Here is a 15,285-nt window from a genome sequence, read left to right as displayed (position 1 = left end):
CGGCGCACCGGCCGCCCGAGAGCCCCGGCTACGACAGCAGGGCCTCCTTGAATTCACCGCGGGCCAGCAGTGCGGCCCCGAATACCCCGGCACTGTCACCCTGGGCTGGAGCAATAATGGGGGTTGCGAAGCGGGGATTAAAGAGGAAGGGCAAAATTGTCTGTCGCCCGGCGCTGTAAAGGCTCTGCACATTGCCCACCCCGCCACCGATGACAATAACATCCGGGTCGAGAATGTTGACTACATTGGCCAGCGCCTGACCAAACAGCAGGTGCAGCCGGTCGATGGTGAGCCTGGCCACATGATCGTGAGCCGTGGCGGCCGCGATTTGGGCGAGCGAGAGGCGGCGCTTGGCCTTGGCCTCGTACCAGGCCTCCAGCGCCGGGCCGCTGATCAGGGTCTCGACGCAGCCGTGCTTGCCGCAGTAGCACTCGGGGCCATCGGGAGAGAGCACGTTGTGGCCCCACTCACCGGCGATGCCGTGATGACCGTTGAGAATGCGGCCGTTGATGACGATGCCGGAGCCGACCCCGGTCCCCATGATGATGCCGAACACCACTTTCGCATCGGGATGGTGCTGGCGCACCGCGCCCAGATGGGTTTCTGCCAACGCGAAGCAGTTGGCGTCGTTGGCGATCAGCACCGGCACGCCCAGCTTGCGCTCCAGATCCTCCTTGAACGGCTTGCCGTTGAGCTCGGTGGTGTTGCAGTTCTTCATCAGGCCGGTCTGCGGATCCCGCGCCCCCGGCGTGCCCATGCCGATGACGGTCGGGCGCTGGCCAATCTTCTCGGCGCACTCTGCCACCAGCTTGGCGATCTGGCCGATCATATGCTCATAACCGCCCGCCCGCTCGGTGGGGATGCGATGGCGAAGCAGCACCTCGTCGCCATCCAGCACCACGCATTCGCACTTGGTACCACCAAGATCGATACCCCAATCCAGTGACTTGCTGCTCATCTTGCCTCCTGCACTGGCGCCACATTCTCGTCGTTGCAGCGCCTATTTCAATGTAAAACGGGGCCTGACGGCCCCGGATTTCAAACAAACTCTTCTTCTCTCGCCCCGGCCTTAGCGACCGTGGTACTGGGCAGAGAGCTCGTGTACCGCGTTGACGAACACACCGGCATGTTCCGGGTTCACATCCTGATGGATGCCGTGGCCGAGGTTGAATACGTGACCATTGCCGTGACCGAAACCGGCCAGAATGGAGGCGACCTCTTCACGGATGCGAGCCGGAGTGGCGTAGAGCATGGAGGGATCCATGTTGCCCTGCAGCGCAACCTTGTCACCGACCCGGCGCTTGGCATCGGCGATGTCGGTGGTCCAGTCCAGACCCAGCGCATCGCAACCGGTGGCGGCGATCTGCTCCAGCCACTGACCGCCGTTCTTGGTGAACAGGGTGACCGGCACGCGGCGACCGTCGTGCTCGCGGATCAGGCCATCGACAATCTTGCGCATGTACTGCAGGGAGAAATCGCGGTAATCGCGAGGGGTGAGCACGCCGCCCCAGGTGTCGAACACCATGACAGCCTGCGCACCCGCCTTGATCTGGGCGTTGAGGTAAGCAATCACGCTGTCGGCCAGCTTGTCGAGCAGCAGGTGCAGGGTTTGCGGCTCCGCGTACATCATCTGCTTGATCTTGGTGAATGCCTTGGAGCTGCCCCCCTCCACCATGTAGGTGGCCAGGGTCCATGGGCTGCCGGAGAAGCCGATGAGCGGCACTTCGCCCTTCAGCTCACGGCGGATGGTGCGTACCGCGTTCATCACGTAGCCCAGCTCATCTTCCGGATCCGGGATCGGCAGCGCCTGCACGTCGGCCATGGAGGTGATCGGACGCTCGAAGCGCGGGCCTTCACCCTGCTCGAAGTAGAGACCCAGCCCCATGGCATCGGGCACGGTCAGGATGTCGGAGAAGAGGATGGCAGCATCGAGCGGGTAGCGGCGCAGCGGCTGCAGGGTGACTTCACAGGCCAGCTCGGCATTGCGGCACAGGGACATGAAATCCCCCGCCTGGGCGCGAGTCGCCTTGTATTCCGGCAGATAACGGCCAGCCTGGCGCATCATCCATACCGGCGTCATGTCTACATCCTGACGCAGCAGGGCGCGCAGGTATCGATCGTTCTTCAGCTCTTTCATCCCAGTTCCTGAATTCATATCACGCATAAAATGGCGGTCATAATACCACTTTGCCCACCGGAGCGGACTGCCCAAAACGTGGCAAATGGGTGATCGGTTGCAAAGATGTGAAGGGGCGCAAACCAGAGCGCCCCGTTTTTAAAAAGAGGTGCAAAAAGGTTGGCTAAAAGATAAGCGCCTCGTTACCCCTCGCCAGCCAGTGACAACTCGATCAGCCGCCTGGCAATGGTGCCGTGGGGCGGCAAACGCGGCAGCCGGTCGGCGGCAAAGAAAGCGGCGGCCACCAGTTCGTCATCCTGCACCTTGATCTCGCCGCTCTCGTAGTCGGCGGTAAAGCCCATCATCAGGCTGTGGGGGAAGGGCCAGGGCTGGCTCGCCACATAGCGCACATTGCGCACCCGGATGCCGCTCTCCTCGAACACCTCCCGTGCCACGCACTGCTCAAGGTTCTCTCCCACCTCCACGAAGCCGGCCAGCACGGTATACATGGGATCGTCCGCCTGATAGTGACGGCGATGGGCTGCCAGCAGGATCTCCGGCCCCTTGCGTACCGCTACGATAATGCAGGGGGAGATGCGCGGATAGACTGTATGGCCGTGGTGGCACACCTGCGCCCACTCCCCCGCCTTCGGGGTCATGGGGGCGCCGCACTCGCCGCAGAAACGGTGGGTCCGGCGGAAAGTGGCGAGCTGCCAGGCACGGCCCGCGAGACGAAAGCCCTCCTCGTCCCCCGCCACCATCAGCTGGCGCAGGGGGGCCATCATAGTCGTGGCGGCCTCAGCCCCCAGATCCAGCAGATAGCAGGGCAGCCCCTGCCACTCGTCGAAACGCTCGAAATGGGCGTCAGCCAGCGCTGTGGGCAGGCACGCTTTACTTCCTTGTGGCACCTCTCCCTGCTGATCGAGCAGTACCAGATGATCGCCCCCCAGCACGAACCAGCGGGCTTGTTCGGTTAATGACATCAGATAAACACTCTCGTTAAAACAAAACCCTGACCACGGCTGGCCGACCAAGGGGCAAACGCCGCACGAATGGCTCCCATCTTACGACCGGCACGGGTCGCTGACGACCCCGCCGTGGCCGATTGTCCCATTCGTAAAAAACGGATGGTGCAAATAAAGAGGCCGCCCGAAGGCGGCCCGTTGTTATCCGGTATCCCGTATCCGGCCTCTATCGACGCGGATCAGGCATCGCCCATCGCCAGCAGGGAGGCGTTGCCGCCCACTGCAGTGGTGTTGATGGTGCGAGTTTTTTCGGTGACGAAGCGGCTCAGGTAGTGGGGGCCACCCGCCTTGGGGCCGGTGCCGGAGAGCCCCTGGCCGCCGAACGGCTGCACCCCGACCATGGCGCCGATCTGGTTGCGGTTGATGTAGACGTTGCCCACGTTGATGCGGCTCGCCAGCTCCTCCGCGTGGGATTCGTTGCGGCTGTGGATCCCCAGCGTCAGGCCGTAACCAGTGCCGTTGATGTCGCTGATCACCTTGTCCAGATCCCGGGTGGCGTAGCGCACCACGTGCAGGATGGGGCCGAACTGCTCCTTCACCAGCTCGCGGATGGAGCCAATCTCCAGCGCGGTCGGCTGGACGAAGTGTCCCTCCATGGTCGCGGCTGGCATCGGCGCCTGCGCGATCAGGCGAGCACGAGGGATCATGTAGGCGAGGTGGGCATCGAGACCGGCCTTGGCATCGGCATCGATCACCGGGCCGACGTCGGTATTATGCTCGGCCGGGTTGCCCACTTTCAGCTCCTGCATGGCGCCGGTGAGGATCTCCAGCACCCGCTCGGCGATCTCCTCCTGCAGGTAGAGCACACGCAGGGCCGAGCAGCGCTGACCGGCGCTCTGGAAGGCGGCGCTCACCACGTCGCGTACCACCTGCTCCGGCAGGGCGGTGGAGTCGACGATCATGGCGTTCTGGCCACCGGTCTCGGCGATAAGCGGCAGAATGGCGCCATCGCGCTGGGCCAGGGTCATATTGATCAGCTTGGCGGTCTCGGTGGAGCCGGTGAAGCAGACGCCGCCGATGCGCGGATCCGCTGTCAACTTGGCACCGACGGTGGCACCGTCACCGGGCAGCAGTTGCAGCACGTCACCCGGAATACCGGCCTGATGGGCCAGCGTCACAGCCAGATGGGCGATAAGACCGGTCTGCTCGGCAGGCTTGGCGATGACGGTATTGCCGGTGGCCAGCGCAGCGGCGATTTGGCCGAGAAAGATCGCCAGCGGGAAGTTCCACGGGCTGATGCAGACAAACACCCCGCGCCCCTGCAGGAACAGCTCGTTCTGCTCGCCGGTGTAACCGGGCAGCAGGGTCGCCTGCCCCATCAGGCCGCGGGCCTGCACCGCGTAGTAGCGGCAGAAATCGACCGCTTCACGCACCTCGTCGATGCCATCTTGCAGCAGCTTGCCCGCCTCGCGGGTACAGAGGGAGACAAACTGCTCGCGGTTCGCTTCCAGCAGATCCGCCAGCTTCTCCAGCGCGGCAGCACGCTCGCTTACCGGGGTGTCACGCCAGCGCGGGAAGGCAGCGTGGGCGGATGCCAAGGCCTGCTCCACCGCCTGCTCGTCGGCCCAGTGGATCTTGCCGACGGTGAGGCTCACATCCTGCGGGCTCAGCACGGTGCGTGCCTCGCTGCGTTTGAGGGTCTCGCCATCGACGATGGGGCCCGCCAGCCACTGCTTGCTCTCCAGCTCTTTCAAGCGGGCGAAGAAGGGGCGCTGGATGGAGAGGATGTTCATATTGACGCCGCTGGAGTTCTTGCGGTCGATGAAGAGGTTCACCGGCTGCGGAATGCGGTCGTTGGCAAAACCGGAGTAGCGCTTGAGAGTACGCAGCGGGTGCTCGGCCAGCGAATCCACCGGGGTATTGGGATCCACCAGCTTGTGAACGAAGGAGGTGTTGGCCCCGTTCTCCAGCAGGCGGCGCACCAGATAGGGCAGCAGATCCTTGTGGGCGCCGACCGGCGCATAGATGCGGCAGTGCAGGCCGGGATTGTCGTTCAGCACGGCGTTGTGCAGCTCCTCGCCCATGCCGTGCAGACGCTGGAATTCAAACTGGCGATCACCGGCCATCTCCAGAATGCTGACCACGGTATTGGCGTTGTGGGTGGCGAACTGGGGAGCGATAAAGCCGCGAGTCGGCTCACTCAGCAGGTAGCGGGCGCAGGCGAGGTAGGAGATATCGGTGCCCGCCTTGCGGGTAAAGAGCGGGTAGCCGGGCAGGCCCGCCTGCTGGGCATATTTCAGTTCGCTGTCCCAGTAGGCGCCTTTTACCAGTCGCACCGGAATGAGGTCACCCTGCTCGCGGGCCAGTGCGGTGAGCCAGCAGAGTACCGGCAGGGCGCGCTTGGAGTAAGCCTGCACCACCATGCCGAGCTTGCCCCAGCCACGGTTGGCGTCGGAGCGGTAGAGCTGCTCGAACAGATCCAGCGACAGCTCGAGTCTGTCCATCTCCTCGGCGTCGATGCTGATGGCCACATCCTTGTCGCGGGCCAGACGCACCAGCCCCACCAGCCGCTCGCACATTTCGCCGAGCACCCGTTCGCGGTTGGCCACGTCATAGCGTGGATGGAGTGCCGAGAGCTTGATGGAGATGGAGGGGGCCGGGCCGCCGTCGCTGATCCGCTCGTTGCCCACCGCCTCGATGGCGTTGCGGTAATCGGTCAGATACTTGTCGGCATCCTGCATGGTCAGCGCAGATTCACCCAGCATGTCGTAGGTATGGGTGTAGCCCAGCTCGCGGGATTTGCGGCTCGCCTTGAGCGCCTCCTTCATGTCGCGCCCCAGCACGAACTGCTTGCCCATGATCTTCATGGCGGCATACATGGCGGATCGCACCACCGGCTCCCCCAGCTTGTTGACCATCCGCCCCAGCAGGTTGGCCGGGTTGCCGTCGAGCTTTTTGTCGAGCTTGATAATCTTGCCGGTCAGCATCAGCCCCCAGGTGGAGGCGTTGACCAGAGTAGAGTCGCTCTTGCGGAAATGAGATGACCAGTTGGCGCCGGAGAGCTTGTCCTTGATCAGGGCGTCAGCGGTCTCGGCATCGGGAATGCGCAGCAGCGCCTCGGCCAGACACATCAGGATAATCCCCTCCTGGGTATCCAGGCTGTACTCCTGCAGGAAGGCGTCGATACCGTCACCGGAGCCGCTCTCCTTGCGCACCTTGGTCACCAGAGTACGGGCACGCTGGGTCACCTGCTCCAGCGAGGCGCCATCCCCCGGCAGCATGGCCGACAGTTCGGCCAGATAGGCATTTTCATCCACCACATAGTTCTGGGTGATGGCTTCGCGCAGGGCGGCCAGATCAGAGGGGATATAGTCAGCGGCAAGTACTTGAGTAGCTTTGAACATATGGGGTCTTCCTGTACGCCCTAAGGCTGATATCGACAAAGGCGGTCGCGCCGCCGAAACGCCGACAATGTATACAATATCCTCCCCTATATGAAATGAATTTGTTGCCACTCTTTAACAAAGATCGCTAATTCACCCTATTCATTCCCTTTTGAAGCCAGCCCGCCAATAAACATGAGGGTCATCTGACTTAATTTTGTATACGATCTGCCGCCGCTCTATCGCAAAGCAGCCACCCATCCCCCCAATACGCCCCAAAAAAAGAAGGGCCGCCACGGCGACCCTTCTCATCAATTTATTCAGCCAAATGCTGTCAGTTCATCCAGCGATCGCCACGACTGCGACGACGGGGCAGCATCGGCAGCAGGATACCAAGCAGGATACCGGCCCCCACCATGGCACCACCACGGATAAACCAGTCCATCTGCATGTCGTGTTCCTGGTTGTCGTAGCTCTGGGTCAGGGCATCATTCTGCTCTTTGAGATTGCTCATCTCCTCACCCTGACTGACCAACTGGGCCTTGAGAGCGGCGATCTCCTTGCTCTGGGCAGCGATCTGGCCATCCTTTTCGGTAAAGCGTTTCTCGTTGTCACCGTTGAGATTTTGCAGGCGGGCCTTGAGCTCATCCCGCTCCTTTTCAACCTGAGGGAGCCGCTCACGCAAGCTGGGCTCACTCTGTAGTTCGCTGCTTTTTATCCACCCTTCGCGGCCACGCCCGTCCACCACCTGGGTGAATCCGGCCTCGCCGTTCACCGCCTTCACCTCCAGCGGTTCACCAGCCTTGACGCTACCGAGGATCCGGTACTGGGTACCCGGACCATTGTGGATATAGGTAAAGATGTTGTCTGAAACATAACGGGTATCGGCCAGTGCCTGTTGGGCACACAAGCAGATCAAAATCCCGAGAAGGGCGCGCATGGTCGATCGGTTCTCTTTTTCTGGTTTGGACAAGAGGTTGAATGTTAAGCCGCCAGCAGGCTAAAGGACAAGCAAAGAAAAAGCAGCGCCCCCCCGGATATAAAGCGCGGAGTTGCGAGTCACCTCGCAACTTGCCCGCCCTTGGCCTCACTTGTTTTTTAGCTCCCGCACCTCGCTGCGCAGGGCGCGGATCTCTCGCAGCAACTCCTCTTGCTGGTTGTTGTAGTGATGACGCCACTTGTCGGTCTCGCTCTCCTTGGTCGGCTGCAAAAAGATGCTTGCCATAAAACCGCTGATGGCACCAAACAGACCGACCCCAAACAGGATCAGCAGGCTGGCGACAAACCGCCCCTCCTCGGTCTTGGGCACCAGATCGCCATAGCCCACGGTCGACAGGGTCACCAGCGTCCACCAGAAGGCGTCATAGGGGGTCTCAATCTGGCTGCCGGGCTGACCAGACTCAATCCAGTACATGACGCCGGAGCCCAATCCCAGCAGCAGGACGAAGAGGAAGAGGATGCCGGAGAGGGTGGTCTCGTTGCGCTCGCGACGGAACATGGCCCAGAGATCCGGGTGCTCCTTGAACAGTTGATAGACCCGCCACAACTGGAGCAGTCGGGCCCAACGCAGCTGCTCCACCATCGGCAGACTACCCGGCAGATAGAACCAGTTTGCCTTGAAGTAGGCTTTGCGGTCTGGAGCACGGATCCAGCCATAAGCAAAATGCGCGAGGAAGAAGTAGCAGATCAGACTGTCCAGGTCATAGAAGAGCTGCAGGGTCTGGGGAGTCAGGGTTTCGTGGCCCCACCAGCGGGCCGTCACCAGCAGAACCGAGACAATCGACAGAAATGCCATCAGCAGATCCATCGCCCGTAGATGAGTTAAGTGATGTCGCATACATTTTCCAACTTTAAGCACAGTGCGAATTAATAAAAGAGAAGATAATGCCGATAGCCTTGAGGGCAAAGGAAAAGCGATATTCAAAGGAGATTTTACGATGCAGTTGAACCTGCTGGAGAAGCGGATGAGCAACATTCGGCTGGTGCCGAAAGTGGTGTTGCTGATGGTGGTGAGTACCATTTTGCTACTGACCAAACTCTGGTTTGATACCAACAATCTGGAGACCACCCTGCTCAGCGAGGGGCTTGATCCGGACAAAGCCAACGCCATTGCCGACCGCCTGCTCTGGAGCGGCCTGATGGAGACCACCATCATGGGGCTGCTGTTCGTGATCCTGCTGATGACCGGTTCCCGCCTGATGGTCAAGCAGGTGCACTATCTGGTGGATCTGCTGGAGCGCTTCGCCAAGCGGGATCTCAGTCACAAGGTGTTGCTCAAATCTCGGGATGAATTCGGTGACATCGCCAAGGCGGTCTCCCACTCGCAGGAGAACCTCAAAGCAGTGTTTAACAACCAGCGCGCCGCCTGCAAGGAGCTCAACGACATCGCCTCTCAGGTCACCCTCTGCATGGAGGAGGCCAACGAAGCGATCAACGAAGAGTTCACCCAGATCGAACAGCTGGCGAGCGCCATGAGCCAGATGGTCGGCGCCATTCGCGAAGTGGCTGCCCATGCGGATCAGGCCTCTCACGCCACCGCCGAAACCAGCCAGCTGGCGGAAGAGGGAAGCCGCTGCGTCGCCGATACCGTCAGCACCATCGACACCCTCTCCGGCAACATCCAGCGCTCCGCCACCGTGGTCAACGAGGTGGAGCAGGGGGTCGAGCGCATTGGCTCTGTGGTCGACACCATTCGCGGCATCTCGGAGCAGACCAACCTGCTGGCACTGAACGCCGCCATCGAAGCGGCTCGCGCCGGTGAAGCGGGTCGTGGCTTTGCCGTGGTGGCCTCCGAAGTGCGCGAGCTGGCCAACCGGGCTCAGGCCGCCACCGTCGAGATCCAGAAGATGATCGAACAGCTGCAGGGCAATGCCGGTCAGGCCGCCGAACTTATGGCCCAGAGCGTGCGCCAGGCCGACAAGGGGGTGGAACAGGTGACCCAGGCCGGTACCCAGCTCGCCACCATAGTGCAGCGGGTACAGGGTGTCGCCGACATGAACCGCCACATCGCCGCAGCCTCCGAGCAGCAGAGCTCGGTCGCCGAAGAGATGCGCGGCAATCTGGAACAGGTCAAGCAGATTGCCGAAGGCTCCGTCGTGGTGCTGCGCGAGCTGCAAGAGGCCTCCGAGCTGGTCGAACAGCACAGCAAGGAGCTCGACAGCCAGATCCACTCCTTCAAGCTCGCCTGACTGCTCGCCCTGGTCGGGCATGACCGCGTTGTGCCCTGCCGCCGCTCCCGGCCATAAAAAAATCCGAAACCAGTGGTTTCGGATTTTTTCTATCGGACAAAGGGCAGGCTCGGCTATCGCTTTGCCCACTCTTGCACAACTTACTCGGCAGCCATACGGGCTTCGATGTAAGCCAGTGCGCGGTCGATACGCGCCAGTACGCGCTCCTTGCCCACCAATGCCATTACGGCGTCGATGGCAGGGGATTGACCCAGACCGGTGACGGCCACACGCAGCGGCATGCCGACCTTGCCCATGCCCTGACCCAGCTCGGCGGCGGTCGCTTCTATCAGCTCGTGCAGCGCTTCGGTGGTCCAGCTATCCAGTGCAGCCAGCTTGGTCTTGGCCAGAGCCAGCGGCTCGGCAGCAACGCCACGCAGGTGCTTCTTGGCTGCCGCTTCGTCGATCGCCTCAAAATCTTCGAACAGATAGCGGCTCTGGGCGGCCATCTCGACCAGGGTGTTGCAGCGCTCGGCCAGCAGGGTGACCACGTCGGCCAGCGCCGGGCCATTGCTGGTGTCGATCTTCTGGTTTTCCATGTGCCATGCCAGATGCTTGGCCACATAAGCAGGATCCAGGCTGCGCATGTAGTGGTTGTTCAGCCACAGCAGCTTGTCGGTATTGAAGGCAGAGGCGGACTTGGAGATGGCATCCAGGCTGAACAGCTTGATCATCTCTTCCAGGCTGAAGATCTCCTGATCGCCGTGGGACCAGCCCAGACGTACCAGATAGTTCAGCAGGGCCTCCGGCAGGTAGCCGTCGTCGCGGTACTGCATCACAGAAACGGCACCGTGGCGCTTGGAGAGCTTGGCACCGTCGTCACCCAGGATCATGGAGACGTGGGCAAACTCCGGCACCGGCGCGTTCAGCGCCTTGTAGATGTTGATCTGGCGCGGGGTGTTGTTGATGTGGTCTTCACCACGCACCACGTGGGTGATCTCCATATCCCAGTCATCGACTACAACACAGAAGTTGTAGGTCGGCGCGCCGTCGGTACGGCGGATGATCAGATCGTCTAGCTCGGTGTTGGCGAACTCGATGCGGCCACGGACGTGGTCATCGAACACCACGGAACCTTCGGTCGGGTTGCGGAAGCGGATCACGTGCGGCGCATCGGCAGGGTGATCGTGGGCGTGGTCGCGGCACTTGCCGTCGTAACGGGGCTTCTCGCCGTTGGCCATCTGGCCTTCGCGCAGCGCTTCCAGACGCTCTTTGGAGCAGTAGCACTTGTAGGCGCGGCCATCGGCCAGCATCTCGTCGATCAGACCGTTGTAGCGATCGAAGCGCTTGGTCTGGTAGTAGGGGCCCTCATCCCAGTTCAGCTCCAGCCATTCCATGCCCTCAATGATGGCGTCGATTGCCTCCTGAGTGGAACGTTCCAGATCGGTATCCTCAATACGCAGCACGAACTCACCGCCCTGGTTCTTTGCAAACAACCAGGAATAGAGTGCGGTACGGGCACCGCCGACATGCAAAAAGCCGGTCGGGCTGGGAGCAAAACGGGTTTTGACTTTCATCTTTAAGCCTTGTGTAGAGGGCCTTGGGCCAATTCGTTAAAAAAACCGTCGCATTTTAGCACCGACAATCACGGATGGGAAAACCATGACGCCATTGCGGGCTAAAGTAGGGGGTTAAATCTGTCGCCATTTGCATCTGTAGCCCGATATTTGAAGAGGATCGCAAAACAGAAGCCCCGTTTCCGATTTGCTATGCACAATGCTGGAGAGCTGCCTCCTCCGGTCGATACCCAAATAACGCTCACCACACTTCTCACGAACAAGGAAGAGACGATGCAGTTCCGTTCTATCCAGAATCGCATTCTAGTGATGGCCGGGATCGCCATGACCGCAGCCCTGGTCATCCTGATCCTGCTCAACCAATACTCCGGCCAACAGACCCAACAACTGACCATCAGCTCCAGCCGTGAAGCGCTGCAGCAGGAGGCATGGCAGAAGGTCAGCGCCAATGCCCGCGCCGAGGCGGCCACCATCACCCAGCTGCTGCAAAAAGGGCTCTCCTACACCCAGCAGATGGCCAGCGCCCTCGCCCTGCAACAACAGGGCAAACTACCGCTGGATCGCCAGCAGGCCACCGACCTGCTCAAGGCACAATTGGCGTTGGAGCCCCAGCTCTATGGCGCCTTTGCCGGCTTCGAGCCCAACGGTTTCGACGGTCAGGATGCCAGCTTTGCCGGTCAGACCGCGCTCGGTAGCGACAGCAAGGGGCGCTTTGTCCCCTATTTCTATCGCGACAAGGATCAAATCGGCACCGATCTGCTGCTCTCCATCGAAAAAACCGACCCGGACGAATTCGGCAATCCCGCCAACGACTACTACGCCTGCCCGAAACGGGAAGGACGGTCTTGTCTGATCGATCCCTTCAAGGTGGATATCAACGGTCAGCAGGTGCTGGTGAGCACTATCACCACCCCCATCATGGTGGATGGTCAGTTCAAGGGGATCGCCGCGCTGGATCTGGCGGTGGACTCCATCAGCCGTCAGGCACAGTCCCTCAACAGCAACATCTATGACGGCAAGGGGGAAACCCTGATCGTCAGCGCCGCCGGTGTCATCACCGGCACCAGCGGTGATGCCAGCCTGCTCGGCAGCAGCGCAAGTAAGGTGCTGGGCAACCAGTGGCAGCAGTACCTGAAACCGGAAGTTCAGCGTCAGGAGCTGGACGAGTCATTCCGTATTTCCGTCCCCATCATGGTGCCGGGAATGAGCCGCAACTGGGCCATCATCGTCACCCTGCCCTACAAGGTGGTACTGGCGGGGGCCGATCAGCTGGAGAGCCAGCTCAATGAGATGAACCGGGCCGCGGTGACCCAGCAGCTGGTCGGTGCCTTTATCGTACTGGTACTGGCGCTGGCCACCATGCTGGTGATTGCACGCAGCATCACAGGCCCCATCCGTCAGATGGTCAGCCTGGTGGATGACATCGCCGATGGTGAAGGGGATCTCACCAAACGCCTCACGACCCGCTCGGTGGATGAGCTGGGGGATCTCGCCAAGGGGATCAACCGCTTTATCGACAAGCTGCAAGGGTTGCTCGGGGATGTGCTCAAGACTGCCAGCGAGGTGAACCGCTACGCCGGTGACACCGATCGCATTGCCGGTCAGACCGACAACAATCTGCAGCATCATCAGGCCGAGATGGAGCAGATGCTGACCGCGGTACAGGAGATGTCCTACGTCAGTCAGGAGGTCGCCACCCACGCCAACAATACCGCCGACTCGGCCAAACAGGCGCAAAGCGCTGCCGATCAGGGCAAGGAGCGCTTCCAGCAGGTGATCCAGTCGATGCACAAGGTCGCGGCAGAAGCCGGTAAAGGGGCCGAAGTGGTGGAAGGGCTGGCTCACGACAGCGCCCAGATCACCAGCATCCTCACCGTCATTCAGGGGATTGCCGACCAGACCAACCTGCTGGCCCTCAACGCCGCCATCGAGGCTGCCCGGGCTGGCGAACAGGGCCGCGGCTTTGCGGTGGTGGCCGACGAGGTGCGCAAACTGGCGGGTAATACCCAGCAGGCGGTGCAGAACACCCAGGAGTTGATCGAGAAGATCCGCCTCAGCTCTACCAATGCAGTCAACGCCATCACCCAGAGCCAGCAGCTGACCCATCAGGCGGTGGGCGAGGCGGATCTGGCGGAAGAGGCGCTCGGCAGCATCTACCAGGCCATCTCCACCATCAACGACATGACCTATCAGATCGCCTCCGCCGCCGAAGAGCAGAGCTCGGTCTCAGAAACCGTCTCCGGCAACCTGTCAAAAACCAACGCACTGGCCAACGACATTGCTCAGGATGCGACCGAAACGGCCAAAGCCAGTCAGGCATTGCGTCAGGCGGCCGACAAATTGCAGCAATTATTGGGTCAATTTCGTCTCAGCTGATAATTTTCCGCCTCAGGACTCTCCCCCTCGGGGGCGAGTCCGTTTACCATAGGCGACGAATTTGCCTGATGGCAGGCAATGTAGTGAGAGGTAAATGCCGTGCCCACCCCGGACCGTCGCCCACGAGGCCATAACAGACGAGCCCAGCAGCGTCGCCAAGACGAATCACAAGGATCCCTGCTCCATCGCATCAATGCCGCGACCCTGTCCCTGCGCCAACGTTTTGGCCAAGGGATGAGCAACCTCGGCCAACGCCGCCAGGATGCCAAAGCAGGCAAATTCAAGCTGTCCAGCCCGCTGCCCCGCAAAAACACCATAGGTCTGCTGATCCTGTTCCCGCTCTGGTTGCTGGTGCTGGCCTGGGAGCCGGCACCATCCGCCCCCAAAGCAGCCCCTTCCGGCTCGCTGGAAGTGCCGTTGGCCGTGCCAGCTCAAGCTCTAACTGTCGGCAATGGCGCGGCAGGTAGTGCCCCCGCGGCAGCCAAACCAGTCGAAGAGAAGGTCAACGGTACCTGGCTGCAACACGATGTGCAGGCGGGTGAGACCCTCTACTCCATCTGGCGTAAATTCGAGTTGCCGGGTGCCGAGCTGAGCCGCCTGATCGCCATCGAGGGGCCGGATCGTCCCCTGACCCGCCTGCAATCGGGCCGATCTATCTTCATCCTGGTGGACGACTCCCGCCGCATCCAGCGGGTGGAGATCCGCTCCTACGGTCAGGCGGTTTACCGCTACGACCGGCAGGGCGAAGGGTTCGCCCTCAAGGAATAACAAAAACGGGAGGCGCTGGCCTCCCGTTTTTTTCAGTCAAATATCTTCAAATAAGCTACTGACTTCACAATATTTTTAGCTTGTTCAAAAAACGAAAGGGGTCAAATTGACAAGGATCGGCGCTAACGTACAATCGTTTGTGCTTTAGACAGGGATTGTTCTACGTGCTACTGGGACAAAGAGACGTGGTCAGTCATGAGCCAACCCCTGCTTGCAAGGCAAATGCAGCCCAGCACGGGCTTAGTTTCATTTTGTTATTGATAGGATTTAGCACATGTCTGACATTCGCACCGGCCAGGTAAAATGGTTCAACGAAACCAAGGGTTTTGGCTTTATTGAACAATCCCAGGGTCCGGACGTATTCGTTCACTTCTCCTCCATCCAGAGCACCGGTTTCAAAACCCTGGCTGAAGGTCAAAAAGTCCAGTTCACTGTGACCCAGGGCAAAAAAGGCCCTCAGGCTGAGAACGTTACTCTGGTCTAAGCCCGCGCCAGTGAATCATGCAGGAGGAGCCAAGGCCCCTCCTCTTTTTTGCCCGCCATTCTCGCCTTCCACCACCTGTCACAACCGCTTGCCTCGATCAGCCCACAGAGTAAGCCCCCCTGTTTGCAGGAGGTGGTAGAGATACGCTGAAGTAAACCGCCAGATACGACAAAGCATCGCAGCGCGATGTGAAGGGCAATTCAAAGGGATTATGAAAACTTCGAAGAGAGATTGGAGCGGGAAACGAGACTCGAACTCGCGACCCCAGCCTTGGCAAGCGCGGATCATGCTCTACCAACTGAATGTGGCTGCGATTGTATGGAGAAACTGAATTCGTGAGCTTGGGGGGAAAGATAGTGAATTTGAAGAGAGATTGGAGCGGGAAACGAGACTCGAACTCGCGACCCCGACCTTGGCAAGGTCGTGCTCTACCAACTGAGCTATTCCCG

At 60.6% G+C, this 15,285-nt stretch carries 11 protein-coding genes; 4 read left to right on the top strand and 7 right to left on the bottom strand.

The window, feature by feature from the left end:
* Positions 1–28: 28 nt before the first annotated feature.
* The 6 genes from G5380_RS19445 to G5380_RS19420 form a co-directional block, all read right to left on the bottom strand.
* Positions 29–958 carry an ROK family protein gene (locus G5380_RS19445; protein ID WP_421353035.1) on the bottom strand — a complete coding sequence of 310 codons (930 nt, stop codon included), beginning with the start codon at positions 956–958 and terminating at the stop codon, positions 29–31.
* 111 nt (positions 959–1,069) lie between these two features.
* The gene (gene hemE / locus G5380_RS19440; RefSeq protein WP_421353034.1) at positions 1,070–2,137 is read right to left on the bottom strand and encodes a uroporphyrinogen decarboxylase; all 1,068 of its coding nucleotides are present in this window, start codon (positions 2,135–2,137) and stop codon (positions 1,070–1,072) included.
* 182 nt (positions 2,138–2,319) lie between these two features.
* Complete coding sequence (nudC, locus tag G5380_RS19435; RefSeq protein WP_421353033.1) at positions 2,320–3,099, bottom strand: NAD(+) diphosphatase; 780 nt, start codon at positions 3,097–3,099, stop codon at positions 2,320–2,322.
* A gap of 221 nt (positions 3,100–3,320) precedes the next feature.
* Positions 3,321–6,485 (bottom strand): bifunctional proline dehydrogenase/L-glutamate gamma-semialdehyde dehydrogenase PutA, encoded by a 3,165-nt coding sequence (gene putA / locus G5380_RS19430; RefSeq protein WP_421353032.1) that lies wholly within the window; start codon positions 6,483–6,485, stop codon positions 3,321–3,323.
* A gap of 313 nt (positions 6,486–6,798) precedes the next feature.
* Complete coding sequence (locus G5380_RS19425) at positions 6,799–7,404, bottom strand: TIGR04211 family SH3 domain-containing protein (RefSeq protein WP_216952951.1); 606 nt, start codon at positions 7,402–7,404, stop codon at positions 6,799–6,801.
* Between the two features lie 147 nt (positions 7,405–7,551).
* Positions 7,552–8,301, bottom strand: a complete 750-nt coding sequence (locus G5380_RS19420; protein ID WP_254204246.1) for a potassium channel family protein — start codon at positions 8,299–8,301, stop codon at positions 7,552–7,554.
* Positions 8,302–8,401: 100 nt separating this feature from the next.
* On the opposite strand from G5380_RS19420, the gene G5380_RS19415 reads away from it, so the two are divergent.
* The gene (locus G5380_RS19415; protein WP_216952949.1) at positions 8,402–9,652 is read left to right on the top strand and encodes a methyl-accepting chemotaxis protein; all 1,251 of its coding nucleotides are present in this window, start codon (positions 8,402–8,404) and stop codon (positions 9,650–9,652) included.
* 140 nt (positions 9,653–9,792) lie between these two features.
* Here the strand turns inward: G5380_RS19415 and gltX are convergent, their stop codons facing one another.
* Entirely contained in the window at positions 9,793–11,208 is a 1,416-nt protein-coding gene (gltX, locus tag G5380_RS19410) for a glutamate--tRNA ligase (RefSeq protein ID WP_124930141.1), read from the bottom strand.
* A gap of 273 nt (positions 11,209–11,481) precedes the next feature.
* Here gltX and G5380_RS19405 point away from each other — a divergent pair, with 273 nt between their 5' ends.
* From G5380_RS19405 to G5380_RS19395, 3 genes are all read left to right on the top strand, one after another.
* Complete coding sequence (locus G5380_RS19405; protein WP_421255832.1) at positions 11,482–13,584, top strand: methyl-accepting chemotaxis protein; 2,103 nt, start codon at positions 11,482–11,484, stop codon at positions 13,582–13,584.
* Between the two features lie 99 nt (positions 13,585–13,683).
* Positions 13,684–14,352, top strand: coding sequence for a LysM-like peptidoglycan-binding domain-containing protein (locus tag G5380_RS19400; RefSeq protein ID WP_421353031.1), 669 nt, complete (start codon positions 13,684–13,686; stop codon positions 14,350–14,352).
* A gap of 274 nt (positions 14,353–14,626) precedes the next feature.
* Positions 14,627–14,836 carry a cold-shock protein gene (locus G5380_RS19395; protein WP_005338972.1) on the top strand — a complete coding sequence of 70 codons (210 nt, stop codon included), beginning with the start codon at positions 14,627–14,629 and terminating at the stop codon, positions 14,834–14,836.
* Positions 14,837–15,285: the final 449 nt, after the last annotated feature.

This window comes from Aeromonas sp. 604443 (assembly GCF_049170315.1).
GTDB lineage: Bacteria > Pseudomonadota > Gammaproteobacteria > Enterobacterales > Aeromonadaceae > Aeromonas > Aeromonas veronii_A.
This window is presented reverse-complemented; position numbering and strand designations above follow the sequence as displayed.

Bases quoted from the DNA above. Each gene is read 5' to 3' on its own strand.
- G5380_RS19445 (WP_421353035.1), bottom strand. From the start codon at position 958: ATGAGCAGCAAGTCACTGGATTGGGGTATCGATCTTGGTGGTACCAAG.
- hemE (WP_421353034.1), bottom strand. From the start codon at position 2,137: ATGAAAGAGCTGAAGAACGATCGATACCTGCGCGCCCTGCTGCGTCAG.
- nudC (WP_421353033.1), bottom strand. From the start codon at position 3,099: ATGTCATTAACCGAACAAGCCCGCTGGTTCGTGCTGGGGGGCGATCAT.
- putA (WP_421353032.1), bottom strand. From the start codon at position 6,485: ATGTTCAAAGCTACTCAAGTACTTGCCGCTGACTATATCCCCTCTGAT.
- G5380_RS19425 (WP_216952951.1), bottom strand. From the start codon at position 7,404: ATGCGCGCCCTTCTCGGGATTTTGATCTGCTTGTGTGCCCAACAGGCA.
- G5380_RS19420 (WP_254204246.1), bottom strand. From the start codon at position 8,301: ATGCGACATCACTTAACTCATCTACGGGCGATGGATCTGCTGATGGCA.
- G5380_RS19415 (WP_216952949.1), top strand. From the start codon at position 8,402: ATGCAGTTGAACCTGCTGGAGAAGCGGATGAGCAACATTCGGCTGGTG.
- gltX (WP_124930141.1), bottom strand. From the start codon at position 11,208: ATGAAAGTCAAAACCCGTTTTGCTCCCAGCCCGACCGGCTTTTTGCAT.
- G5380_RS19405 (WP_421255832.1), top strand. From the start codon at position 11,482: ATGCAGTTCCGTTCTATCCAGAATCGCATTCTAGTGATGGCCGGGATC.
- G5380_RS19395 (WP_005338972.1), top strand. From the start codon at position 14,627: ATGTCTGACATTCGCACCGGCCAGGTAAAATGGTTCAACGAAACCAAG.